The sequence below is a fragment of the Lacticaseibacillus camelliae DSM 22697 = JCM 13995 genome (assembly GCF_001311195.1).
GTDB classification, from domain to species: domain Bacteria; phylum Bacillota; class Bacilli; order Lactobacillales; family Lactobacillaceae; genus Lacticaseibacillus; species Lacticaseibacillus camelliae.
On record NZ_BBAJ01000023.1, the window covers coordinates 1 to 24457 of the forward strand.

26 protein-coding genes and 6 pseudogenes are annotated in these 24457 nt (G+C 55.9%); 28 read left to right on the top strand and 4 right to left on the bottom strand.

All coding sequences use genetic code 11. From position 1 onward, the window contains the following. From JCM13995_RS05880 to JCM13995_RS05905, 6 genes are all read left to right on the top strand, one after another. The coding region (locus JCM13995_RS05880; protein WP_225350745.1) for a glycoside hydrolase family 38 N-terminal domain-containing protein at window positions 1–1560 on the top strand (1560 nt) is incomplete at its 5' end. Then, on the top strand, window positions 1514–2233 hold the full coding sequence (locus JCM13995_RS05885) for a hypothetical protein (protein WP_054663501.1): 720 nt from the start codon (window positions 1514–1516) through the stop codon (window positions 2231–2233). The genes JCM13995_RS05880 and JCM13995_RS05885, both read left to right, overlap by 47 nt. Window positions 2234–2268: 35 nt before the next feature. Next, window positions 2269–3642 (top strand): PTS sugar transporter subunit IIC, encoded by a 1374-nt coding sequence (locus tag JCM13995_RS05890; RefSeq protein WP_054663552.1) that lies wholly within the window; start codon window positions 2269–2271, stop codon window positions 3640–3642. 183 nt (window positions 3643–3825) lie between these two features. Further along, the gene (locus tag JCM13995_RS05895; protein ID WP_054663504.1) at window positions 3826–4161 is read left to right on the top strand and encodes a hypothetical protein; all 336 of its coding nucleotides are present in this window, start codon (window positions 3826–3828) and stop codon (window positions 4159–4161) included. Beyond that, the gene (locus JCM13995_RS05900) at window positions 4158–4529 is read left to right on the top strand and encodes a hypothetical protein (RefSeq protein WP_054663507.1); all 372 of its coding nucleotides are present in this window, start codon (window positions 4158–4160) and stop codon (window positions 4527–4529) included. Before JCM13995_RS05895 ends, JCM13995_RS05900 begins: the two co-directional genes overlap by 4 nt. 100 nt (window positions 4530–4629) lie before the next feature. After that, window positions 4630–4947: a PTS lactose/cellobiose transporter subunit IIA gene (locus JCM13995_RS05905; RefSeq protein ID WP_054663555.1), complete on the top strand. Its 318-nt coding sequence runs from the start codon at window positions 4630–4632 to the stop codon at window positions 4945–4947. A 303-nt stretch (window positions 4948–5250) separates the two neighbouring features. Here the strand turns inward: JCM13995_RS05905 and JCM13995_RS05910 are convergent, their stop codons facing one another. Further along, entirely contained in the window at window positions 5251–6000 is a 750-nt protein-coding gene (locus JCM13995_RS05910; protein WP_054663558.1) for a MurR/RpiR family transcriptional regulator, read from the bottom strand. Between the two features lie 170 nt (window positions 6001–6170). Here JCM13995_RS05910 and JCM13995_RS05915 point away from each other — a divergent pair, with 170 nt between their 5' ends. The 17 genes and pseudogenes from JCM13995_RS05915 to JCM13995_RS16825 all read left to right on the top strand — a co-directional run bounded on the left by JCM13995_RS05915 (window position 6171) and on the right by JCM13995_RS16825 (window position 17054). Next, a complete protein-coding gene (locus JCM13995_RS05915; protein WP_305068824.1) occupies window positions 6171–7148 on the top strand; it encodes a family 4 glycosyl hydrolase in 978 nt (325 codons plus the stop codon). A 29-nt stretch (window positions 7149–7177) separates the two neighbouring features. Then, window positions 7178–7513 carry a family 4 glycosyl hydrolase gene (locus tag JCM13995_RS17350; RefSeq protein ID WP_305068825.1) on the top strand — a complete coding sequence of 112 codons (336 nt, stop codon included), beginning with the start codon at window positions 7178–7180 and terminating at the stop codon, window positions 7511–7513. Window positions 7514–7931: 418 nt separating this feature from the next. Then, window positions 7932–8357 carry an RDD family protein gene (locus JCM13995_RS05920; RefSeq protein ID WP_054663510.1) on the top strand — a complete coding sequence of 142 codons (426 nt, stop codon included), beginning with the start codon at window positions 7932–7934 and terminating at the stop codon, window positions 8355–8357. A gap of 4 nt (window positions 8358–8361) precedes the next feature. Further along, the gene (locus tag JCM13995_RS05925; protein WP_156314350.1) at window positions 8362–8631 is read left to right on the top strand and encodes a hypothetical protein; all 270 of its coding nucleotides are present in this window, start codon (window positions 8362–8364) and stop codon (window positions 8629–8631) included. Window positions 8632–8676: 45 nt separating this feature from the next. Beyond that, complete coding sequence (locus JCM13995_RS14380; RefSeq protein WP_156314351.1) at window positions 8677–8886, top strand: hypothetical protein; 210 nt, start codon at window positions 8677–8679, stop codon at window positions 8884–8886. Then, window positions 8853–9695 (top strand): annotated as a pseudogene (locus JCM13995_RS14385) (glycoside hydrolase family 65 protein); the annotation flags it as partial. The gene JCM13995_RS14380 and the pseudogene JCM13995_RS14385, both read left to right, overlap by 34 nt. Window positions 9696–9714: 19 nt before the next feature. Next, window positions 9715–9891 (top strand): annotated as a pseudogene (locus JCM13995_RS17605) (hypothetical protein); the annotation flags it as partial. After that, window positions 9839–11005, top strand: a complete 1167-nt coding sequence (locus JCM13995_RS14395; RefSeq protein WP_263849581.1) for a glycosyl hydrolase family 65 domain-containing protein — start codon at window positions 9839–9841, stop codon at window positions 11003–11005. The pseudogene JCM13995_RS17605 and the gene JCM13995_RS14395, both read left to right, overlap by 53 nt. Window positions 11006–11035: 30 nt before the next feature. After that, a complete protein-coding gene (locus tag JCM13995_RS18030; RefSeq protein ID WP_263849579.1) occupies window positions 11036–11740 on the top strand; it encodes a sugar ABC transporter substrate-binding protein in 705 nt (234 codons plus the stop codon). Further along, a complete protein-coding gene (locus JCM13995_RS18035; protein WP_263849580.1) occupies window positions 11650–12309 on the top strand; it encodes an extracellular solute-binding protein in 660 nt (219 codons plus the stop codon). Before JCM13995_RS18030 ends, JCM13995_RS18035 begins: the two co-directional genes overlap by 91 nt. Before the next feature lie 30 nt (window positions 12310–12339). Further along, window positions 12340–13277 (top strand): annotated as a pseudogene (locus tag JCM13995_RS17615) (carbohydrate ABC transporter permease). Between the two features lie 12 nt (window positions 13278–13289). Beyond that, entirely contained in the window at window positions 13290–14117 is an 828-nt protein-coding gene (locus JCM13995_RS05945; protein ID WP_054663516.1) for a carbohydrate ABC transporter permease, read from the top strand. 73 nt (window positions 14118–14190) lie between these two features. Next, window positions 14191–15174, top strand: coding sequence for a LacI family DNA-binding transcriptional regulator (locus tag JCM13995_RS05950; protein ID WP_054663519.1), 984 nt, complete (start codon window positions 14191–14193; stop codon window positions 15172–15174). A gap of 13 nt (window positions 15175–15187) precedes the next feature. Then, window positions 15188–15310, top strand: coding sequence for an HAD hydrolase-like protein (locus tag JCM13995_RS15830; protein ID WP_225350748.1), 123 nt, complete (start codon window positions 15188–15190; stop codon window positions 15308–15310). After that, window positions 15307–15891, top strand: coding sequence for an HAD-IA family hydrolase (locus JCM13995_RS05955; RefSeq protein WP_225350749.1), 585 nt, complete (start codon window positions 15307–15309; stop codon window positions 15889–15891). Before JCM13995_RS15830 ends, JCM13995_RS05955 begins: the two co-directional genes overlap by 4 nt. A 145-nt stretch (window positions 15892–16036) precedes the next feature. Continuing rightward, window positions 16037–16355, top strand: a pseudogene (locus JCM13995_RS16820) (ATP-binding cassette domain-containing protein); the annotation flags it as partial. Between the two features lie 291 nt (window positions 16356–16646). Next, window positions 16647–17054: a TOBE domain-containing protein gene (locus JCM13995_RS16825; protein ID WP_263849582.1), complete on the top strand. Its 408-nt coding sequence runs from the start codon at window positions 16647–16649 to the stop codon at window positions 17052–17054. A 66-nt stretch (window positions 17055–17120) separates the two neighbouring features. On the opposite strand, the pseudogene JCM13995_RS05965 reads toward JCM13995_RS16825, so the two are convergent. Continuing rightward, window positions 17121–18240, bottom strand: a pseudogene (locus JCM13995_RS05965) (NAD(P)-dependent alcohol dehydrogenase). A 201-nt stretch (window positions 18241–18441) separates the two neighbouring features. On the opposite strand from JCM13995_RS05965, the gene JCM13995_RS05970 reads away from it, so the two are divergent. Further along, window positions 18442–18912, top strand: coding sequence for a DUF1307 domain-containing protein (locus JCM13995_RS05970; protein WP_054663522.1), 471 nt, complete (start codon window positions 18442–18444; stop codon window positions 18910–18912). Window positions 18913–19015: 103 nt separating this feature from the next. Here the strand turns inward: JCM13995_RS05970 and JCM13995_RS05975 are convergent, their stop codons facing one another. Both JCM13995_RS05975 and JCM13995_RS05980 read right to left on the bottom strand, forming a co-directional pair. Beyond that, window positions 19016–19759 (bottom strand): tyrosine-protein phosphatase, encoded by a 744-nt coding sequence (locus tag JCM13995_RS05975; protein ID WP_054663525.1) that lies wholly within the window; start codon window positions 19757–19759, stop codon window positions 19016–19018. Window positions 19760–19792: 33 nt separating this feature from the next. After that, window positions 19793–20176, bottom strand: a complete 384-nt coding sequence (locus tag JCM13995_RS05980) for a hypothetical protein (protein ID WP_054663528.1) — start codon at window positions 20174–20176, stop codon at window positions 19793–19795. A gap of 135 nt (window positions 20177–20311) precedes the next feature. Between JCM13995_RS05980 and JCM13995_RS05985 the strand changes: the two genes are divergently transcribed. From JCM13995_RS05985 to rplI, 4 genes and pseudogenes are all read left to right on the top strand, one after another. Beyond that, window positions 20312–20830, top strand: coding sequence for a transcription repressor NadR (locus tag JCM13995_RS05985; protein ID WP_054663531.1), 519 nt, complete (start codon window positions 20312–20314; stop codon window positions 20828–20830). After that, window positions 20811–21317: a DUF1307 domain-containing protein gene (locus tag JCM13995_RS05990; RefSeq protein WP_054663534.1), complete on the top strand. Its 507-nt coding sequence runs from the start codon at window positions 20811–20813 to the stop codon at window positions 21315–21317. The genes JCM13995_RS05985 and JCM13995_RS05990 overlap by 20 nt, the downstream gene beginning before the upstream one ends. 433 nt (window positions 21318–21750) lie before the next feature. Beyond that, the gene (locus tag JCM13995_RS05995) at window positions 21751–23736 is read left to right on the top strand and encodes a DHH family phosphoesterase (protein WP_054663537.1); all 1986 of its coding nucleotides are present in this window, start codon (window positions 21751–21753) and stop codon (window positions 23734–23736) included. Between the two features lie 12 nt (window positions 23737–23748). Next, window positions 23749–24201 (top strand): annotated as a pseudogene (gene rplI / locus JCM13995_RS06000) (50S ribosomal protein L9). Window positions 24202–24457: the final 256 nt, after the last annotated feature.

Here is a 24457-nt window from a genome sequence, read left to right on the forward strand (position 1 = left end):
AACTTTTTAAATCGCTCGACCTTGGCCGAACAAGCACAGCTGAAACATTTTATTCAAGCTGGGAAAATCGATGTGTCATTGAATTACCTAAACCTAAACGAATTGGTTGATGACCATGTCTTAAGAACCAAGGAGCAGGAGGCCAGGCAGTGGGCTAATGAAGTTGGCTTTAACGGTGCTTCGGCCTTAACCGCGGACATCAATGGTTTCTCATGGAGCTATGGTGACGCGCTGTATGATGCAGGTATCACCCGGCTTTATACGTGTATCCATACGCATCATGGGATGTACCCATTATTTAAGAAGCAGACGGCGTTCAAGTGGCAGACTCCAGAGGGCCATCAGCTCCTAGTCTGGAGTGGCGATCACTATATGATTGGGAATGAGTTCCAATTAGTACCGGATAACCGCTATTCATACATTCTTCACGATCGGTACTCTGGTGATGAAACCACTGACCAGATGACAATTTCTGAATATCGCATTCCGAAATACCTACAAGCACTGGAAGATCAAGATTATCCGTTCGATTTTGTCCCAATCAGCCTCTCTGGTGTTCGCACAGACAATTCTCCTGCCAATCCCAGAATAATGGAAAATATTAACAGATGGAATGGCAAGCACGGAGATCAGATTGAGCTGAAGTTAAGCACCTTGGATGAATTCTTTGACGTTGTGGAGAAGGAAAAGGATCTGCCAGTTTATTCAGGTGACTGGCCGGACTGGTGGGCAGATGGTGTCAGTTCAACTCCAGGCCCAACCAAGCTTTACAAATCGGCGCAGAGAAAATATCAACTTTCACTTGCGCTGGATCCAAAAGGGACGAAAGGGGATCCGGCTAGCTTTAAACACGCTACCCAGAATCTGATGATGTATGCCGAGCACACATGGGGTTACTCCGCTTCGGTTTCAAACCCTTGGAATAGTATGGTCAACGCGTTGGACCTTCGTAAGGCAGGCTATGCAATCGATGCTTTCTCGGCGATTTCAGAGAATCTTGATCAAGTGCTCGCCAACCTGGGCGAAGTTTCGCCTAAGCCATACCGAACAAAGACATTCAAAGTTCTCAATCCATCACCAACGACCCAGACAGCCAGGGCCACTGCTTTCCTGATGTCTTGGGAATCAGTCGACGGCCAACCGCTTTCGGTTGATACAATGAATCATTTGAGACTTGTCGACGTTGCCACCCATCAAGAATTGCCCACCCAGGTCACTCGAACGAGCCGTGGGTTTGAGGTTTCCTCAGTCATTACGCTGCCAGCGAATGGTTCACGCCACCTGCAAGTCATTTACGCCTCTGAAGCCAATGATGGTGGAGGCAGTACAGGCTTGATCACCGGCGCAGAAGGCGTTTCGGATTTAATCGCAGATGAGAGTCAAAACTTCGACTCCCCGTTCGAGATTAAAACCGATAACTTTGAGATTCATATTGATCCTACACGAGGGATCAGTCAGCTGATAGATCGACAAAGTCACCGGTCACTGCTGAGCGGGCATGAGGCGCTGTTTAATGGCATCTATGAAAAAAACGCCGATCAAGCACGAGAACCCTGGTGAAACGAGGAAGCAACTGGGACGTAATCGCAAGGGCATCGGAGTTGAAAGAGACTTCGGCAAACTGACTAACATTGAATTGGTTAGCGAAGGCGCCTTATATGTCGATCTTCAGTTGGATTACAGCTTGGTGGGAACAAAGCTTTATCGGGTGACGCTCAGGATATATAAGCACATTTCTCGCATTGAGTGCACGGTCGCAGTTCAGAAGACAACTGAGTGGGCGCCAGAAAACCTCTATGTAAGTTTACCGCTTGGTTTGGGCGAGCATTCAACATTGTACCTATCGAAGGGCGGTTGCCTTGTTCGACCGAGAATTGACCAGCTGCCAGGCAGTAACGTCGACTACTTGATGACACAGGAGGGGGTCGCGTGGCAAGACGATCAAAGTCGATTGATGGTGGGCATTGAGGATGCACCACTGGTCACGTTTGGTTCATTAGATGCCCATTTAATTAAGGTCATGGATTTTGACCAGAAGCTACCTAATCAAACACCGCTCCATTCCTGGGTGATGAACAACTTTTGGGAGACCAACTTCAAGGCCGACCTTTCAGGGTTTTACGAATTCAGATATGTTCTGCAAATTGGTCAGTCAGCCAATCCAGCCACGATTACGACTGACCTGAGAGCAATCAATAATGGTTTCATTTCGTTCAGAGAGAACAGTCATTAAACATTTTGACTAAAAAGAAGAAGAAAGTGAAAAAAATGAAAAATATGGATTTAGGGGCAATACAGAAGAAGGTCAACCGCGCGATTGGTCGAATCGCGGGTAACCGCTTGTTACTGACGTTGCGTGATACCTTCATCATGGCATCTACCCCGATTATGATTGCTGGTTTTGCGATTATGATTGGTTCCGTCTTTCTTGATCCAACCGGCATTATCTTTGGTAAACAGGGGCTCCAGCTGGGGAAATTATTTACTGGATCGCCGTCTGATAAGGCTTGGCTTGCGACTGGATTTGCAGCAGTCCTAACACGGCTGCAAAAGGCGGTTGGCCTGTTTAGCAACGGGACCATGGCGATTAATGCGCTGTTTGTTATTGCGGGTTTTGCCTACTTTGGCACCAAACGGTTCTTCCGTAAGAACAAGGAACCGATTTTGGTCTCGTTTTATGCGTTAGCCGCATTCTTTATCGTTGTGCCTTGGTCGGTGACGGGTGCCACTGCTGCTGGGAAAACCCACACCTTGGTCGGTATTCTGGACTCACAGTACATTGGCCAGCCTGGGATGTTTGCCGGGTTAGTTGTCGCTGGGGTCACCTTCTGGCTGTTTAATAAAATTGTGGAAAAGAACATCACAATTAAGTTGCCAGATAGTGTGCCACCCGCAGTTGCGCACAGTTTTGAAGCGCTGATTCCTGGTGGTATTGTCCTAATTCTTGCCGTTGTCGTTGCCTCTGTATTTAGTGCGTATAATACTTCGTTGCCGGCTGCCATGTTGGCCGTGCTTCAGAAGCCAATGCTGGCGATTTCCACGACACCGTACTTCGCCTTCTTTGCCATGGTCGGGCAGCCAATTCTTGGGTGGTTTGGGATTCACGGCAGTTCAATTTTTGGTCCGATTTTTGGCCTGACCTGGGATATTAACCAGAACGAAAACATCATGGGCACGGCTCATCACATGATTTCGACGCTGTTCATGAACTTTACCGTTATTAATACTGGTGGTCTGTGCGCTGGTGCGATCATTGCTGTACTGATTGTTAGCCACCGTGAAGATCGTCGTGCATTGGCCAAACTGGCTATCCCGCCAGTGATTTTCAACATTGGTGAGCCTGTTATGTTTGGTTTCCCAATTGTTCTTAACCCATATCTATTATTGCCTTGGATCCTTTGCTACACGATTCCGTTCTACTTGGGCATTTTCTTCACGAAGATTGGATTCTTACCAATTATTACCAATGCTGTTCCTTGGACTATGCCACCCTTGATTTCAGGGTTCCTATACACCGGTAATATTAATGGCACCATTTTCCAGGCGTTGATGCTTGCACTGTGCACATTGATTTGGATTCCGTTTATCAAGATGTGGGATAGTTCGGAAAAGGATGCCACAATTAAGGCTACTGCTCAGTAAAAAAATCGAGGCAAATAGATTGAAAATTTCTGAAGTCATAGAACGAGTAAAACAGTATACAAAGGTTGGTCGCGGACTTTCTACGGAGACGAGAGCTACCGCTGATATCACCGACCACATTTTATTTGGCGATACTAGCAAGAATGCAAGGGAATCGCGACCGCTATCTGGGCTTCCACCGATGTGATTAAAGCGGCGGTAGGTCGTGGGGCTAATCTGATCATCGTCCACGAGGCGCTGTTCTGGAACCACGGGGATAAAACCCAGTGGCTTGAAGAAGAACAAAATGATGCTTATTTGCAGAAGATAGCACTATTGAAGCGCACGAATGTGGTTGTTTGGCGAGATCATGAGTATGTCCATTCCGGTATTCCGGTTGACGGCGGGAAATATCGTGATGGTATTTACTACGCGATTCAGCAAGCGCTGGGTTGGGGAAAATACAATGTTGACGATGCTGAACGGCTTCTAGATTCACTATTCCAGCAACTCCTGTTTGTGAAGTGGCTCAGACCGTGATGAGCGCGCTGCATCTTGGAGGGGCGAAATTAGTTGGGCGTCCCAACACGAAAATTGAACAGGTCTATTTTCCCCTACACATTCTCAGTGGAGACAAGGATTCTCAGCTAATTTCTAAGATCAATCGTGAGAATATACAACTAATTATCCCGCTCGAAGTCATTGACTACACCACTACCGAATACCTTGCCGACTGCAGTGAAATGGGCATGTCGAAAGCAATGCTCACCTTTGGACACTTCAATCTTGAGGAAGTCGGCATGAAATATTTGGTAAGCTATTTGCCTAAAGCAGTTGGCGTGGATCTGCCTGTGACCTTTATTCGGGAAGGTGACATGTATCACTATCTATCACCTAAGGAAGCTTAGGTTTATCCGTCTTGGATTGAGATTGTCTAGTTATCTGCTTCCATGATAAATCGGATCAGTTACTGTTCATGATTAAATTATTAGAGGAAAGGATCACGTGATGAATGAAGAAGGCGCCCAAGTGGCGATGAAGATCATCTACTATGCGGGCAATGCCAAATCCTCAGCATTGCAAGCGATTGATGCTGCGTTTAGCGGAGACCAAGATAAGGCGACAGCTAAGTTGGCGGAGGCAAAAAAGCAGCTGAATAGCGCTCATAATATCCAAACCAGTCTGATGACCGATGAAATGAACGGCAAGATGATTGAAAAATCGATTATCTTGATTCATGCGCAGGACCAGTTTATGGCGGCTAATACCGAAATTGAACTAGGCGAGCGCCTGATTAAATTTTCCGCTAAAGCATTGAATTCTTAATGCAGTCCTGATATTGACCGCTTATCTAAGCGACATTTTTCAGGCTTTGCAATTGCTGAGCCTCAAGACTCATGCTGCAAGCAGTTGAGTTCTGGACTAAAAATCAACGGTGCTGATGGGGACGAATCATCTGCGAAGTGGCCAGATGCAACATTAACACCGTTGATAATCCCCTTTAAGCTGTCGGATACCCGTAACGATCCGGCGGCTTTTTTGGCGTATCGGACTGGAAAATCACGTGATTTTTATACATATAACAAAAGGACAAAGCAGAGCGACCATAATTCTTCAGTGGCGGTTTAGTCAATCTGCTTTGTTTTGCTCGTGCAGGATCTTCGCCAGATACTCCAAGATAAACAGACACGGCACCTGGGAGGTGACATCCTGCTCGACGTAATGCTCCTTGGCAATGTCGGTGGCGATGTTGACGTCGGTCAGCCGCGCGACCGTGGAGTGCGCGGAATTGGTGATCGACAAGGTGTGGCTGTCGCGAAACGAGAGGTTGCTGAGGTAGCTGATCACCTCGGGGGTTTCACCGGAAACGGACAAGGCGATGACGCAGGTTTTATCCAGCAGGGCTTTGGGAAAGTAGCGCTGCGGATAGGTCACAGGGTCCTCGATACGCACGGCCATGTGGAACATGGAGGAGAAGTACAGGGCGCCATACTCGGCCATCACGTTGGAGGAGCCGACGCCGATGAACAGAACCAGCTCGCACTGCTTGAGCAGCTGCACTGCGGCCTGAATGTGCGCGTCAAAGTCCGGCGTGGTGACGCGGTTGAAGAAGTTGATGTACATGCCGGGGTCGACCGGTGTGGCAGGCGTTTTGGCAGCGGTCTGCTCCTGAAGCAGCTTCAACCGAATTTTAAACTCAGTGAAGCCTTGGCACTCGAACTTGCGGCAGAAGCGCTGAACGGAGGCCGTGCTGGTGTGGGTGTTGGCAGCCAGCTCACGGATGCGCATGTAGATCACTTTGTCCAGATTTTGCAGGACGTACTTATAAATCGCCAAGTCGATATCGGACAGGTCGACGGCGTGGTCGAGAAAAAGCATGTTGATCACCTCACGCCTAGTGTACGCCTGATGATACGAGACGTATCGAAAAAGTCACAATGGCCCATTTGAAGATACAGGACCTAAACCGCCAAGACCGATTGAACGCACCGCTTGCCGCGGTATATTGAAGCCGTAAAGCAAATTTTGAGTCAAAAAGGGTGAGCAAAATGGCGAAACGTTCAATTAAAATTGCGACGATCGGCGGCGGGTCCGGCTACACGCCCGAGCTGGTCAAAGGGTTTTTGGACCGGTACGACGAGATGCCGGTGCGCGAGCTGTGGCTGGTCGATGTGCCGAGCGGCGAGGAGAAACTCAACGTGATCGGCGCCATGGCCAAGCGCATGGTGAAGGCGGCCGGCAAGCCGATGAAAATTGTCACGACCATGGACCGCGAGGCGGCGCTGACCGACGCTGATTTTGTCACGACGCAGTTCCGGGTCGGCCAGTTGCCTGCGCGTGTCAACGACGAAAACATTCCAATCAAGTACGGCACGCTCGGGCAGGAAACCAACGGGGCCGGCGAGTTGATGATGGCGATGCGCTCGATTCCCGTGCTGCTCGACATTGTGCACGATATGGAGCGGCTGTGCCCGGCGGCGTGGCTGATCAATTTCGCCAATCCGGCGGGGATGATGACTGAGGCGGTGCTGCACTACACGAACTGGAAGAAAGTGATCGGGCTGTGCAACGGGCCTGACAACATCCGCCGCGACATTGTGCAGGCGCTGAATGTTGACCCAGTACGCGTGTACGTCGAGTTCATCGGCCTGAACCACCTGGTGTTCGCCAAGCACATTTACCTTGACGGCCAGGACGTGACCGCGCATGTGATCAAGCTGGTGACCAGCAAGAAGCAGCGCGTCGACAACCCCGGGGTCGGCAACTGGGATGCCGACTTTTTGCAGAGCCTCGGCGTGATTCCCATCAGCTACCTGCAGTACTACTGGAAAACCAAGCAGGTGGTCGCCGAAGAACAGCGAGCGGCGGCGCGCGAAGGCAGCCGGGCGGTCGTGGCCGAGCGGCTGGAAAAGCAGCTCTTCGACATCTACCGTGACCCGACCCTAGTGACGCTGCCGGAAGAACTGAAAAAGCGCGGCGGTTCGGGCTACAGCCGGGCCTCCTGCAACCTGATCTATTCCATATAGCTGACAAGCGCGATGTCCAGGTCGTCAACGTGGCCAACAACGGCGGCTGCCTGGACCTGGCGCCGGATTCGGTGATGGAAATGAACTGTGTGATCACCGGCCACGGTCCGGTGCCGCTGACCACTGGTCATCTGCCGCGGGCCTGCGTCGGCATCGTGCACGAGATGAAGGCCTTCGAGCAGGTCGGCTGTAAGGCGGCTGTCAGCGGCGATTACGCCACGGCGCTCAAGGCCCTGACCATCAATCCGGTCGTCCACTCCGATGTGGATGCTCGGCCGCTGCTCAACGAGCTGCTGGTGGCCAATGAGCAGTACCTGCCGCAGGTGGATTTTGCCCAGCTCCGCGCGACTGGCACGCTGAAGTAAAAAAATTGCGTTCTCTCGACGCCGACTCGTATTTGTGAGCCGGCGTTTTTTTTCGCGCTTGCCGAAGTGGCGCGTCGCGGGGTAACTACTGTTATCTTATTAACCGCATTCGAAATAAAGACGATGTACCACGAGAATCATGAGAAACGCCTAATGGTTCACTGGTATAAATGGATTATGGAATAAAAGCATTACGTCATGCACAAGCCGGGGGAATCTGGCGACGATAAATAGCGTGAACCCCTGATGTAGATTGGATTATAACAATCACGAGCCGCGGAACAGACTTGCTCACCTGCTGCTCCTAATAAATCATGCTTACCGATATAATTAATTTTAAATGAGACGAAAACGTTTTTTGTTGCGTCAGGAGGTTTGCCTCGTTTACTATAATGTAAAGGCTTCCAAGGGGGTGGTGATGCTGAGAATCCGCTACGTGGTCGTCCGTGCGCTTGCCGGACTGATCGACCTGATCATTGTTTACGTGCCGGCGGTCATTTTGTTCTCGCTTTGGTTCCACGTCGCAACGCGGTGGGCAGAGCTGCTGGCCCAGCTGCTGTTTCTGGCCTACAACGTTGCGGCTGTTAGCACGTTTCACGGCCAGACGATCGGCAAGTACTTCGCTCGCCTGCGCGTCGATACGCGCAGGCTGGTCTCAGACAATGTCCTGTTTGTCGGGATGCGCGAGATGACGAAGCTGCTGTTCCTCACACCGGTGATCGGCGTGCCACTGGGTCTGCTCAACTTGCTGCTGGCGCTTGCGACCGGCCGCATGCTCGAGGACTTTGTCGGGCAAAGCGACGTCGTGGTTGTAGAAAGGACGGTGAAGCCAATTGACGGGTGACTTGGTGAGTAAAAGTCCCTTGGCGCGCATTCCCACCGTGCCGCTGCTGGTCATGATCGCGCTGACAGTGGTCGTGGCCTACTGGTTGGCCTGGCGCTACCGCCGCTCGTACGACCCGCAGCGGCTGATCCGCGGGTACGTGATCTACGCCCCGGTGGCCCTGACGCTGGCGCTGCTGCTCCAGGTTCAGCTGGTGCTGGCTATCGGCATCTGGCTGGCCGGCGCCGGGGTGCTTGCCACGCGGTCCAATCATTATTTTTACGAGCACCGCTAATTTTTTTACCCTTGGCCAAACGTTGCCAAGGCGAAGGAGGTCACGATGAAAACTTCGATCAAGTATCACCAGGATGATCCCTGGCGGCTCTCAGAAGCGACGTTTGATCCGGCCCACCTGGGTAAGTACGAGGCCATTTTTGCCTTAGGAAACGGCTACCTGGCACGCGCGCAGCCACAGAAGAGGCGAACACCGGCGAGGTCCGGAACACCTTTGTCGCTGGCACGTTCGACCGCCTCAACGAAGACGAGGTGACGGAGCTGCCGAATCTGCCTGATGTGTTCCAGGTGGCGCTGGTCTTCAACGGTCAGCGGCTGGACCTCAACCAGGGCAAAGTTCTCGACTACGAGCGGTCGCTGAATCTGAAAACCGGTGAGCTGTCGCGGCACTTCATCTGGCGGTTCGGCCGCAACCGTTACCGGATCACGACCAGCCGCTTCGTGTCGCTGGCCCGGCGGCACGTGATGGGGCAGCGCATCGAAGTCACGGCCCTGGACGGCGACGCGACCCTCAAGCTTTCAGCGGGGATCAACGGGCAAGTCACCAATACCGGCACGCAGCACTTCAATGACGACGTGAAGCGCCTGTACCCGCACCACATTCTTCAGCTCACAACGAAAACCAACGAGTCGCAGGTGAATTTTGCCATCACCACCCAGCACCGCCTTTCGGTGCCCGACGACCGCCTGGGTTACGTGAAAACGGAAATGCTGCGCAGGCGCCTGCGCGCCACATACACGCTGCCGCTGACGAAGGACGATCCGCTGACGTTTGAAAGCATCACGACCGTTTACACCTCGCGTGATCTGGATGTGGCCTACAAGGACCGCGCCAGCCTGCGCCGGCAGGGCTACCAGGCGGCACTGGCGCTGGAGAAAATGAACTTTCGCCAGCTCCTGACGGAATCGGCGGCCGCCTGGGCCGACAAGCTGTGGACCCCGATGCCGCTGGAGATTGACACTGATCACGCGCGCGACCAGCTGGCGATCAATTTTGCCCGTTACCACCTGCAGATCATGACCCCAGGCCATGATTCGCGCATGAACGTGGCGGCCAAAGGCTGAGCGGCGAAGGTACAAGGGCCACACGTTCTGGGACACGGAAATATTCCTGCTGCCGTACTTCATTTTCAGCCAGCCCGAGGTGGCCCGCAGCCTGGTCACCTACCGCTACCTCGGTCTGCACGGGGCGCGCACCAAGGCGGCGGATAACGGCTACCGCGGGGCGCAGTACCCGTGGGAGGCGGCCTGGGGTCGATGATGGTGAGTCCACCCCGGTCTGGGGCGCCACCGACATCGTGACCGGGGAGGCCACCAAGATCTGGTCGGGCTTCATTGAGCAGCACATCACGGCCGACGTGGCGTATGGCGTTGAGCAATACATGCGCGCGACTGACGATGAGGAATTCGCCAGGACGCGCGGCAACGAGATCATCATCGACACGGCGCGCTTCTGGTGCAGCCGGCTGGAGTGGAATCCGGATGTTGACCGCTACGAAATCAACAACGTGGTCGGCCCGGATGAGTACAAGGAGCACGCGAACAACAACGCCTTCACGAACCACATGGCGCACTGGAACCTGCTTCAGGCCATGCAGCTGATCGATCGCCTCAAAACCAACGAACCGGCCGAGTACCAGCGGCTGGACGAGCGGCTGGACCTGGCGGCGCTGCGACCCGAGATCGAGGAGCGGCTGGGCAAGCTCTACTTGCCCGCGCCCAACGCGGAGGCCATTATTCCGGAAGACGACGCGTACCTGACCCTGCCGACCATCGACCTCAAGCCTTACCTGACCGCGGGCCGCGTGGGGGCGTTATTCGACGATTACAACCTGGAACAGGTCAACCACCTGCAGGTGACCAAGCAGGCCGACGTGATCCTGCTGCTGTTCCTGTTCGAGCGGCATTTTTCCAAGCGGGTCAAGCTCAAGAACTGGCAGTACTACGAGCCGCGCACGACGCATGATTCGTCGCTGTCGCTGCTTACCCACACGAACTTTGCCGCCGACCTTGGCCTGAAACGGAAGGCCTACTCGTACTACCGGCGGGCCCGCGACATCGATATGGGGACCAACATGAACAGCTCGGACGAAGGGATCCACGCGGCGTCGATCGCCGGCATTTGGTCAATGACCGTGCTGGGGTTTGGTGGGGTGCGGTACCTGGATGGCCGGCTGCGCATCGAGCCCAATTTGCCGGATCAGTGGCGCCAGCTCAGCTTTTGCCTGTGGTGGCACGGCCAGAAGCTGGCGGTGACCGAAACCAACCAGACGCTGAAGATCCGTAACCTGACCGGCACCCGGGTGGTCGAAATCGACCACGCCGGCGCCTCGGTCGAGATTCCAACGCACGACGAAGTTCTGATCACACGATAAAAAAACGGCGAAAGCAAAGGGGGAACCATCATGAAACTTTTCACCAAACGCACTGTACTCGGCGCCGCCACCGCACTGGCGTCGCTCTCATTGGTCGCATGCGGCAGCAGCCAGTCGACCGCAGGGGATTCGACCACCGACTTTAAGGGCCAGGAACTGAAAATCGGCATCTGGCTGGGCTCCGACGCGGAAAAGGCCGGGATGAAGGACATGGTCGACGGCTTTGAAAAGGAAACCGGCGCCAAGGTCACCGAGAAGGTCTACACGGATTTCAACACGCAGATCCAGGCTGACCTCTCCGGCCACCGCGCCCCGGACGTCTGGTACATGGACTCGTCGATGTACCCATTCTTCCAAAGCCAGGGCGTGCTGGAGCCGCTTGATAAGGAAGACTTGCTGGCCGACAAGTTCTACCCGACACTGACCAAGGCCTATACGACTGATGGCAAGCTGTACGGCGTGCCGAAGGATACGTCCACGCTGGGCCTTTATGTGAACAAGGAAATGCTGACCAAGACGAACACCGCCATCGAAGACGTGCCGAAGAGCTACGAGGACATGATCGACTGGCTGCCGGGCTTTCAGGCTAAGCTGGACGAGCCTACGGCAAGGGCAAGGTCCACGCCATGGCGTACAACCAGGACATGGCACGCAACCTGTACATCATGCAGCGCAACGGCGGCCAGCCAATCAAGAAAAACGGCGACGCCAACCTGGCCTCAAACGCGGTCGTGAAGAACCTGGAACTGTACAAGGACTTGGTGGCGACCGGCGCGGTGGTGACCCCGCAGGAAATCGGTCAAGGCGACAACGGCACCGCGTTTGGTGCCGGCAAGATCGCGATGATGGAAGAAGGTAACTGGACATATCCGGTTCAACAGGAACAGTACAAGACCGACTTCACGGTGCTGCCAATGCTCAGCTACGAAGGCAAGCAAGGCGGCATGATCTTCACGGTCGGCTGGGGCGAGTACGTCAACTCCAAGGTCAAGCCGCTGGCCAACGCCTGGCTCAAGTATGTGACCTCTGAGAAAGTGATGGAACAGTACATCAAGACCACTGGCACGTTGCCAAGCCGGCCGGACGTAGCGGAAGCGGCCAAGCTGACCGATAACGCCGACCTTAATGTGCACTTGGAAGCCAACGACTACTCCACCGTTTGGCAGGATGGCACCACGCTGCCGACCGTCAACACCTCCTACCAGAACTTTGTGGGTAAGGCGATGAAGGGCGAGACCTCGCTCAAAGCGGCGATGACCCAGGCCGACGACCAGGCCAACGCGGCGATTGAAAAGTCCAAGTAATCCTCTGGCCTTGAGATGGGAGGGTCCGCGATGGAGAAACCGATAGCTTCAAAAAAACCCCGTTTTAAGCTCACGCGGCGCCAGCAGGACGCGATTCAAGGATACGGTTTTCTGCTTCCGGCGGCCGTGATCGTGGCGATTTTCTTCTTGGCGGCGATCGTGTTCGCCCTGTACATGTCGGTCAATAAGGTCAACATGTACTCGCAACAGTACGAATTCCGTGGCCTGCAGAACTACGCAAACATTTTCTCGGACGGAATCGCGTTGACCGCGCTGAAAAACACGGCGCTGTTCTCGCTGGTCGTGGTGCCGATCCAGACGGTGTTCGCCCTGGTCATCGCCTACGCGCTGAGCAGCAAGACGGTGCGCTTCAAAAAAAAGTGTTTCGGCTGATCTACTTTCTGCCGACGCTGACGTCAAGTGCCGCTTTGACTTTGATCTTTATGTTTATTTTCAACATCAACGGGCCCATCAACGATTTGTTCACCGGCCTGGGCGTTTACCACACGCCGATCAACTTCCTGCAGGAGCCGCAGTACGCGCTGAAGGTGATCATGGTGATGAACATCTGGTCGACGGTGCCGAGCTTCATGACCGTCTACTTGGCGTCACTGGTGGACCTGCCGGACTCGCTGTACGAGGCGGCGGAGATCGACGGCGCCAGCGCGTGGGATAAGTTGCGCTACATTACGATCCCGTACCTGCGGCCGATCACGACCTACGTGCTGCTGATGGGGATTATCGGGACCTTCCAGATGTTTGACCAGGCGTACATCTTCTCCAACGGCTCGGGCGGTCCGGACAACTCAACGCTGACGGTGGCCCTGATGGTATACCAGTACGCGTTTGGGCAGATGAACACCATGGGCTATGCGTGCGCGCTGGCGATTTTCCTGGCCGCGGTCATTTATATTGTCTCCCGCTTGGCGGAAAAGCTGAACGGCGGCAGCGGCCTGAAAGACATGTAGGGGGGTGACGAGATGAAAAAGCACCACACCGGCCGGATCATCCTGTACGTGGTCCTGACGGCCTACGCACTGCTGACGTTGTACCCGTTTGTCTGGGCGATTGCGGCCTCGTTTGAACCCCTCCGGGTGATCGTCAGCGGCAACATGAGCCTGATCCCCAAGGAATTCACGCTGGACAACTACAAGTACATGATGAGCACCTCGGCGCTGTTCCCACGCTGGTTCCTGAACTCGGTCATCGTGTCCACCGTGGGGACGGTCGTCAACATTTTCTTCAATACCATGGCGGGCTACGCGCTGGCCCGGCTGCATTTTCCGGGGCGGCAGAAGATCTATTACGCCTTGCTGTCTTTGATGATGGTACCGGCGCAGGTGCTGCTGATCCCCAATTACCTGATCTTGATGAACCTGGGGATGCTCGATACGTACCAGTCCCTGATCCTGCCGTCCGCGATCAACATTGGGAACATCTTCATGATGCGGCAGTTCTTCCTGTCGTTCCCGAACGACATCGAGGAGGCCGCGGCGATTGATGGGCTCGGCCGGGTGCAGACGTTCTTCCGAATCGTCTTCCCGCTGGCCCGGCCGTCGATCGCAACGCAGGCAATCTTCACCTTCATGGGTTTTTGGAACAACTTCATGCAGCCGATGCTGTACATCACGACCCCGTCCAAGTACACCCTGACGCTGGGGCTGCAGTCGTTCACCAACCAGCAGGCAGGGGTGCGGTGGGATCATTCGATGGCGGCCAGTGTGATCTCGATCCTGCCGATCATTGTGCTGTACATCATTTTCAACCGCTACTTCCTGCAAGGCATTCGGATGGACAATGAAAAATAAGCGGTCGGCGTTTTTAACCAGGGGCGGTGATTAAAGTGGTAGCAAAAATTTACGACGTGGCCAAGCCGCCGGTGTGTCGGTCGGCACGGTGTCGCGGGTGTTCAACGGTTACACGGACATCAGCCGCGCGACCAAAAAGCGCGTCTTGAAGGTGGCCAAGGAACTAGGCTACACGCCGAACGTCGCGGCCCGGACGCTGTCGTCCAAGTCCTTGAAGACCATCGCCTTCATCATGAACGATCTGGTCGGCTCGCGGTACGACGGGGTGTCGATGCAGACAATCATGGGCGTGTACCACTACGCCGAGACCCACGAAATGCAGTTTGTGCTGTATCCCACCACGACTCAGCAGCAGCGCGCGAAAACCTTTGCGCAGTTCTGTGAGGAACGCAACATTAATGGCGCCGTCGTGCAGGGCCTGCACGTCGACGACCCGTACGTTGCGCAGATCGCCGAAGCCGCCCTGCCGGTGGTGACCATCGACCTGGCGATCCCAGGGCCGCGCACCGGCGCTGTGTCGATCGATAACACCGCCGCGGAAAAGGCCGTGACCCAGTTGCTGCTGAACCGCGGCCGCCGGCATTTGCTGATGGTCAACGGCAGGCAGAATGCGCAGGTCTCGGTCGTGCGCGAGGCCGGGTTTAAAGCAGCGCTGGCGGGCGCCGGCATGACGGCAGATACGCGCCGGATCCTTTACGCCGACTACGACATGAAACTGGCGGGAGAGCAGGTGGCCGCCGCGCTGACGGCCGACCCAGCGATTGACGGCATTGTCTGCGCAAGCGACGCCATGGCGCTGGGGGCACTGAACGTGCTCAAGGCGCGCCAGCTGCGCGTGCCCGCCGATGTGGCACTGGCGGGGTTTGACAACACCGCCCTAGCCGAGTTTGTGGATCCGGCCCTGACGACAGTGGAGCAGCACATGGACATTATGGGCTACAACGCCGCGGAGCTAGTCAACAAGCTGCTGCAGCGCGACATGCCGACGGCGCAGCGGCAGATATTTTCACCCTATGAAGTGATCGAGCGGGCCAGCACCGGCGGCCAAGCGAAGTGAAAGGAGGCGGATCATGAGGATCACCGGCTTTGTGTTTGACCTCGACGGCGTCATTACGGACACGGCCAAGTACCACTACCAGGCCTGGAAGGAAACCGCCAAGGCCAAGCTGAACATTGAGATCAGCCGGCCGTGAACGAATTGTTAAAAGGGCAAAGTCGCCAGGACTCGCTGGCCGCAATCGTGCGGTTCGGGCATCAGGAAGGCCGCCGCAGCGCTGCCGAGCTGGCGGCCATCGCAACGGCCAAGAACCAGCGTTACCAGGCGCTGATCGCGCACATGACCCAGGCGGACATTTTGCCAGGGATGGCGGGACTTTTGAACGACCTGGCGAACAAAGGCTATCCGCTCGCCGTGGCCTCGGCGTCGTACAACGCGCCCGTCATCATCGCGCGGCTTGGGCTTAGCAATCTGTTGGCCAACGTGGTGGACCCCGGCGCGGTTGCGCGAGGCAAGCCGGCCCCGGATATTTTCGAAGCCGCGGCGGCCATGATCAAAAGCCCCTGCGCGACCACGGTCGGCTTTGAAGACGCCGCGGCCGGAATCGCCGGGATCAACGCCGCGGGAATGTTCTCGGTGGGCATCGGCTCGGCGGTCACCTTACACGAGGCCGATGTCGTTTTCCCCGCCACCGGGGATGCTGACCTGGCGACGATCGAGCGGCTGTTTGTCGCCAAGGCGGCGCGCCGGTCTGCCCCGCAGCAAGCCATTGATTAAGACGGCCGCAAACACCTGGAAAGCGAGGGATCACTGATGGTTGAAATGGATTTAAATCATCTGTACAAAAAAATATGACAAGGGTGAAGATTTTTCAGTCAAGGACTTTGACCTGCACATCAAGGAGCACGAATTCATCGTCTTTGTGGGCCCTTCCGGGTGCGGCAAGTCGACAACACTGCGCATGATCGCGGGCCTGGAGGACATCACGGAAGGCACGCTCGAAATCGATCATCAGGTGATGAACGATGTGGCACCCAAAGACCGCGACATTGCGATGGTGTTTCAGAACTACGCCTTGTACCCGCACATGACCGTGTTCGACAACATGGCCTTCGCTGAAGCTGCGCCACTACGAAAAGGCCGACATTCAAAAGCGGGTCGAAAACGCCGCGCAGATCCTCGGGTTGACCGAGTTCCTGCAGCGCCGGCCGGCGGACTTGTCGGGGGGCCAGCGGCAGCGGGTCGCGCTGGGCCGAGCCATCGTTCGCGACGCGCCGATTTTCCTGATGGACGAACCGCTGTCGAACCTGGATGCCAAGCTGCGCGTGTCCATGCGCGCCGAAATCGCCAAGCTGCACCGCCGGCTGAACACCACCACGATTTACGTCACACATGACCAAACCGAGGCGATGACGATGGCGGACCGGGTCGTCGTGATGTCGGTCGGCCAGATCCAGCAGGTGGGCACGCCGGAGGAGGTGTACCAGCAGCCGCGTAATTTGTTTGTGGCCGGTTTTATGGGCAGTCCGGCGATGAACTTCTTCCCTGTGACCTACCAGAACGGCACAATCACTGACGGTCAGCGCCTAACGATGACGCTGCCAGGGGCGCGGGCACGAACGCTGGATCAGCAGGGCTACAGCGGCAAGCAACTCATTTTAGGCATTCGGCCGGAAGACATCCATTCCGAGGAGGCGTTCCTAGAAACCTGGACCGATGCGGTCGTCGACTCCGAGGTGGTTGTGTCCGAGCTGCTGGGCGCCACGGAGCAGTTGTACATGGAGCTGGATGGCAAGGAGTACGTGGCTAACGTGAACGCGCGGGACTTCCACAACCCCGGCGAGGTCGTCCAGATGGGATTTGACCTGAACAAGGCCCACTTCTTCGATCCGGAGAGCGAGCTGGCAATCGTTAACCAACCCGTTCCGGTCGAAGCTTAACCGTGAAGCAGACAGAAAAAGGCCAGTCCCGCGAAAATGCGGGGCTGGCCTTTGCTGTAGAATCGGTTATTCGCCAGGCTTGTAGTCTTCATCAATGACCAGAATTGGCTTGATGGTCTTGCCGGAGCGGGAATCGGCGTTGGCTTCGTTGATTTGGTCAAACTTGTAGAACTTCTCGGTCTTCGGGAAGTCGAACATGCCCATCTTGTAGAAGTCGATCAGGCGCGGAATGTCGATTTGCGGAATCGAGTCGCCCATGTTGACGCCGACGATCTTCTTGTCGTCCACGCACAGGTCATTCCAGGTATCGACATCAATGTGGTGGGCGGTGACGGCGATCGTTGCCGTGGTGCCGCCTTGCGCCAAGACTTTGATGGAGTTTTCCATCACGCTAGTGACGCCGGTCGTGTCCACGGCCCAGTCAACGCCGCGGCCGCCGGTCAGGTCCTGCACGGCCTTGACCACGTCAACGTCCTTGGAGTTAATGACGTCAGTGGCGCCGAGTTCCTTGGCGAGGTCCAGGCGTGAGTCCACGATGTCGATGCCGATGACCTTGGTGCAGCCGGAGATGCGGCCAGCATCATGCAGCCAGCCCCACCGCACCGGTGCCGAAGACGGCAATGGTGTCGCCAGGTTTCGGTTTGAGCGTGTTCAGCACCGTGCCGGAGCCCGTCACGTAGCCGCAGCCTAAAGGACCGAGGGTGCGCAGGTCCATGTCCTTAGGCACCTTAACCGCGTTGCGCTCGCGGACCACCGTGGTCGTGGTGAACGAGGATTGGTCGAACATGTCGGCAACATGGTGCCCATTTTCGGTGAAGTGGCTGGAGCCGTCAGGCCGCACGCCCGACAGGTTGTTTTGCGCGTAATTTTCGCACTGGGTCGGAATGCCCTTCAGGCAGGACTTGCAGTTGCCACAGGCGTAGAAGCTGAGGACCACGTGATCGCCTGGCTGGAACTGGGTGACTTCCGGGCCGACCTTCTCAACGATGCCGGAGCCTTCGTGGCCGAGGACGATTGGGTAGTCGATGACGGCGTCGCCAATGCGTAAGGCTTCATCCGAGTGACAGATGCCGCTGGCGACCATGTGGACTTGGATGTCGTCCGGGCCCATTTCTGCTAGTTCAACGTCATCCTTGATTTCGAAATCGGCGTTTTGCTTTTCAACCACAGCTGCTTTGATCTTCAAGATTTACACACTCCCTTGAGTTTTCTTTTGGCACACTGTTCATTATTTCACAATAAAAAGCAAAAGTGAAGCGCTTCCATCTATTTTTCCTCCGTGGTTGAGGCGGTGCCGGTTGCGTTCGCCAGATTAAAACATTATGATAAAACGTAATTCGCGGGCACGAATCCACCGCGCAATCTGGTTCATTAAAGGAGCACATTCATGAAGAAAATCCTCAAGGCACTCGTTGCGGCAGTGGCGGTTTTTAGCATCACGATCCTGGCCGGCTGCACGCTGTTTGAACACAAGACGACGCTGGTCAACAATCAGGTGGCCGGCGCCAAAACGACGATGGTTTACTACACCAAGCGCAATTCGGATAAGGTCCAGCAGCAAAGTCTGACCAGCGAAAACGATTTGACCAAGCTGCTCAACTCCAAGAAGAAGAAAGACTTGGACGCCGCCTATAATTCTTTGAAAAAGTCAGTCAGCAGTTATAAAGGGCTGAAAGGCGTGACGACAAAAGTGACGCGTAAAGGCAACACCGTCACGGAAAACGTCACGATCGACTACACCAAAGTCGACATGCAAAAGCTCAAGGACGCGCAGGGCTTGGGTAAAGGCACCAAGAACACGGTCAGTTTGAAGGATTCGGTCAACACGCTGAAGGCGGCCGGGTTTAAAGAGCAATAACAATGAGGAGATCGGCCAGGTGAAGGCCGATTTTTTTGTGGCAGCAAAAAAGCAGCCGTATCCAGGCTGCTTGCTCATTTACTCTAGGTATAACCGCCGCAAATCAGCAATGTCGCTGGGCGCAAGGGCCAAGTGGCGCTTGGCGTACTCTTCTCAGCCGCCGTATTTTTTTGACGACTTTCTGCACGGTTTCAAAGTAGCTGTCATCAGCGGGCTGGATGTTCATGCCAGTCACCATCGCGTCTGCCATGGGCAAGTCGGCGGCAGATTGTTCGTCCTTGAAACGGTCCATCAGGATGTCGTTAGTGAGGATGTAATCCTGGTGGGCCACTTTTTCCGGCACACCCAGCAGGCCTTCGATCAGCATGGCGACGACCCCGGTGCGGTCCTTGCCGGCAAAGCAGTGAAACAGCGTGGCGCCGGTTTCGTTTGCGACAATCAGCTGAATCACGCGTCGCAGCATTTTCGCCGTGCGCGGGTCGGTGGCCATGTACAGGTAAGAGATGCGCGCCAGCTCGAACTTTCTGGCCTTATCAGCGCCGCGGAATTCCTCCTGGAAGTGGGGATGATCGGCAAACGGGTACAGCGACAGGTCGTAGTAGGTCACGCCAGGCAGTTTGACGTCCGGCGCGTTGTCCGAGTTGTCAGCCTGGCGCAGGTCGATGTCCTGGTTGAGGCCGACTTCAAGCATGTGCTGCTGGACTTTTTCCGGCATAAAGGTGATCAGACCGGAGCGGTACAGCCGGTGGCGACGGATGGTGCGGCCGTCCTTGGTGTGATAGCCGCCCATGTCGCGCAGGTTGATCGTGCCTTCAAGTTCAATTAAATGCCCCTTCGTTTCTGTCATGACTGAGTCCTCCCGTTAGTGGTCGCATTCAGTTTAGCATTTAAGGGCCCAGCTGCGGCTTGGATTCGTCAATTTGTGCCATCGCTGATACGTGCTGATCCGCACCAGCTTCTCTCTGGGGAAAAACTTACCGGTGCGGCTGAGCTCGACCCAGCAGGAGACGCCATTGATCCGCATGGCGTAGGCGGCAGTGCCGGCCCACCCCTGGTCGTCGGACTCCAGCACCACGCGGTAGTTGTCCGACTGCAGCGCCTGCGCCGTTTCAGGGTCGGCGTACCGGGTCAGGTCACAGCCCTTGGCGTTGAGGGTCTCCAGGGTCGTGGTGCGCGCCACGTGATCCGGCCACAGTGCGACAGTGAAGCCGGCGCCGACCAACACCACCAGAGCGGACAGCGCAATTAACAGTTTTTTGAACATTTTTCCGCTCCCTCTCCAGTTCTTGCTTCACACTTACGATAGCATGGTGCTAGGCTTGAGGGTGGTTAAGTGTGTGTTAAGACTATTGTCTTGTCGCACTTTGGGTTAAAGTTAAAGCCAGAGGAGTTGACCTTTATGAATAGTGCAGAACGGCAGGCGCAGATTCAGATGCAGCTGAGTACAGCGAAGAAACCGATCACCGCGACCACTTTTGCGGACAGCTTTGGGGTGTCGCGGCAGACAATTGTCGGTGACATTGCGCTGATGCGGGCCCGGGGCGAGGAGCTGGTGGCCACGCCGCGCGGGTACATGTACGTCGAGGATTCACCGCACCAGGCCATCATTGTTTGCCGCCACACGCCGGATCAGGCGGGCGATGAGCTGACGCGCATTGTGGATAACGGCGGCGCCGCGCTTGACGTCATTGTCGACCATCCGCTGTACGGTCAGCTGCGCGGTGAGCTGCAGATACGGACGCACGCCGAAATCAACTTATTTCTCGGCCGGATGCGGAAGAATAAGGGCAAAATGCTCTCGGAGCTGACTGACGGCATCCATATGCACACGATTGCCTACGATACGCCCGCTCAACTGACGGCGATCAAGGCTTCCCTGCGCGAGGCGGGGTACCTTTATGAAGAAACGACGCGCTAGGCTGGCTTCTACCCAAAAATGGCGGCGGGAGCTGGTCGCTTGGCTGAGTGCCTTCGGGTTAGTTGTGCTGCTTGCCGGCTGCAGTCAGGCGGTGCACAAAACGGTGTTTGCGCACAGCGGCGGCGGGGAGAAAACCACACTGGCGTTTTACACCAAGGGCCGCTCTGACCACGTGGATAAGCAGGTCACGACGCTGGACATCGATATGGCCAAGGTCATGGGCAAAAGCGATGCGAAGACGCTGGACCGTGGCTGGCACGTGATGCAAGCAGACGCCCAGGCCCACGCCAAGCTGCACGGGGTGAAGGCGACCGTGGCCCGGAGCGGCAAAATGGTCCACGAGGTCGTTACCGTCGACACGGCGAAGGTCGATTTTGGCAAGCTTGCCAAGGTCGATGGTCAAGCGCTGGCGGGGAAGACCGACCACATCAGCCTAGACAACGTGACGCACACGCTGAAGCAAGACGGCTATCAAGAGGTCAAGTGATTGAGGGGCGGCTGATGGGTCGGCCTTTTTTTCGTGGCGGCGCCTGGGCTACCCAGTCGCCTAAGTGGGCTCGGCTTCGCAGCCTTTGTAGTCGCGCTCGGTGGGGCAACGTCCGAGTGTCTAGCTACGCTCAAGACCTCAGCGCCAAAAAGCGGCGCCAATGCCTTGAGCTAGGCTAGCCATCGGACTAGGTGGGCTCGGCTTCGCAGCCTTTCGTAGTTGCGCTCGGGTAAGCAACGGCGGCGTGTCTAGCTACGGCCACAGCTTCACCTGCTGCGCAGGCAAAGCTGCAGCTAGGCTAGCCATCCGCCTAAGTGCGCTTACCCTCGCAGCCTTTCCTTAATAATATGTTAAACTATAAAAGCACATTAAAGCGATTAGCATGACTGCGAAAGCGAGTTAGCGAGGAAAATGAAAAAAACTATTTGAAAAGATCACCCTGCCGGCGTTTCTTGAAGACTCCCGGCTGCGTAACTTAGGGCTGGTGATGACGGTCCTGGCCGCCATCGATGTCGTCATTGCGCTGTTCATTAAGCCTTGGCTGGGGCTGCTGTTGCTGCTTTTCTTAGTCGGGCTGGTCGTGGCCACGTTCTTCACCCTGGAACGGATCACCGAGTCGACCAATAAGTACATCTCCGATCTGTCGTACCGTATCAAGCGCGGTGAGCAGGAAGCCTTGATCAAGATGCCGGTCGGGATTTTGATCTTCGACAAGAAGATGAACGTTGAATGGGCCAACCCTTACCTGCTTCAGTACTTCAAGGATGAGGACATTCTGGGCCGGCCGCTGAAGGACATCGATGCCGAGCTGGCCGATGTCATCACGGCACACCAGGAAGATACCGAGCTGTCTGAGGTGCACTGGGGCGGTCACGACTTCCAACTGACGGTGCAAAAGCCGATCGGGGTTGCCTACCTGATGGACATCACACATTACGCGCAAATTGAGGAAAAGGCCAAAGGCGAGCGCCTCGCCATCGGCCAGGTGTTCCTGGATAACTACGATGAAGTCACCCAAACCATGGACGACCAGGCAACTACGAACCTGAATTCCTACGTCACCAACCAAATGAGCGACTGGGCCAACAAGTTCGGGATGTTCGTCAAGCGAGTCGCCAATGACCGCTTCTTGATGATTGCCTACATGCGGTCGCTGGAGGCCGTCGAGGCGGATAAGTTCAAGATTTTGGACACGATCCGCACCGAAACGTCCAAGCAGAACTACCCGCTGACGCTGTCGGTCGGGATCGCGTACGGGGATTCCGATTTGTCCCAGCTAGCCGTGACGTCGCAGTCCAACTTGGACCTGGCGCTTGGCCGCGGCGGGGATCAGGTCGTCGTCCGCGCGAAAAATGGGCAGGCCCGTTTTTACGGCGGCAAGACCAACCCGATGGAAAAGCGCACCCGGGTGCGGGCCCGCATGATTTCGCAGGCCTTGCAGGAACTGTTTAAGCAAACCGACAAGATCTTTGTTGTCGGTCACGACCGGCCTGACATGGATGCCATCGGCGCCAGCTTGGGGATTCGCCGCATCGCCCAGATGAACGGCAAGGAGTGCTACGTGGTGATTAACCCTGAGCACCTGCACTCTGACGTCGAACGCCTGATGGGCGCAGTGGGTAAGGATCCTGACATCGGCAACGCCATTGTGACGCCGGAAGCGGCGCTCACTGAGGCCACCGACAAGTCGCTGCTGATCCTGGTCGACCACTCGAAGCGGTCGATCACGGCGGCACCAGCGCTGTTTGACCGCCTGGCGACTCGGACGGTCATCATTGACCACCATCGCCGCGGCGAGGAGTTCCCCGAAGACCCGATGCTGGTTTACATTGAACCCTACGCCAGCTCGACTTGCGAGCTGATCACCGAAATGTTCGAGTACCAGCCGAAGGGCGTGGCGACGCTGTCCAAACTTGAGGCGACGGCGATGCTGGCTGGGATCACGGTCGACACCCACAACTTTGCGATGCGCACTGGCACGCGGACGTTCGACGCCGCCTCGTACCTGCGCAGCATGGGCGCCGATCCCCAGATGACGCAAGCCTTTTTGAAGGAAAACGTCGACTCGTACATTCAGAAGAATCACCTCATTGACACGATTGAAATGATTGCGCCAACTATGGCATTATGTACGGGTGAGGAGACCAAAGCGTACGATCCGGTCATCGCGGCCCAGGCGGCCGACACCTGTTTGTCGCTCAACGGCATCGAGGCCAGCTTTGTCATCACGCGGCGGTCTGATTCAACAGTTGGGATCTCTGCGCGCAGCCTTGGCAACATCAACGTGCAGCTGATTATGGAAAAGCTTGGCGGCGGCGGTCACCTCAATAACGCGGCGACCCAGCTTCAAGGCAAAACCATCGTGCAGGCGACGGCGATGCTGAAGGACGCCATCAAGACGGAAAAAGAAGAAAATTAGGGAGGCCATCACATGAAAGTGATTTTTACGCAAGACGTACGAGGCAAAGGCAACCGTGGCGAGGTCAAAGAGGTCCCGGATCTACGCCCAGAACTTCCTGATCAAAAACGGCAAGGCCAAGCCGGCGACCCCGCAAGCATGAGTGCGCTGCGCGGCCAGCAGAAGCTTGAAGAGAAAAAAGGCGGCCGAACAGCGCGCCGAGGCCGAGGCCGTGAAGACCAAGCTCGAAGACGACAAGACGATTGTCCAGATTCAAAGCAAGGCTGGCGAGGATTCCCGCCTGTTCGGCTCGATCCCGAGCAAGCAGATTGCCCAGGCCTTGGAGAAGCAGTACCAGATCACAGTCGACAAGCGCAAGATGGACCTGCCAGAGCCCATCAAGGCGCTTGGCTACCGCAATGTCACGGTGCACCTGTACCCAGGCGTTGACGCAAGATCCGTGTCCACATCACCGCGCAGAAGTAGTCGTGCGCTGGCCTAAAATGAAACACGAAAGGCGCTATGCACTGATATGACGCCTTGGGTCTCCCACCGCTGATTGTGGTGGTCACCTTAAGATTTGAGATGAATTCTTCAGTCGTCTGGCTATGGTCGGGCGGCTTTTTTTCTGGTCGCGGCCTTCGCGCAGGCCTCATCGGCTAAGCTTGAAGCCTAACCTGGGCCAATGACCAAGCCGCTGGTTCCCGCTGCGGGTTCTGTTGCGAAACCCCTCGGCGTAAAC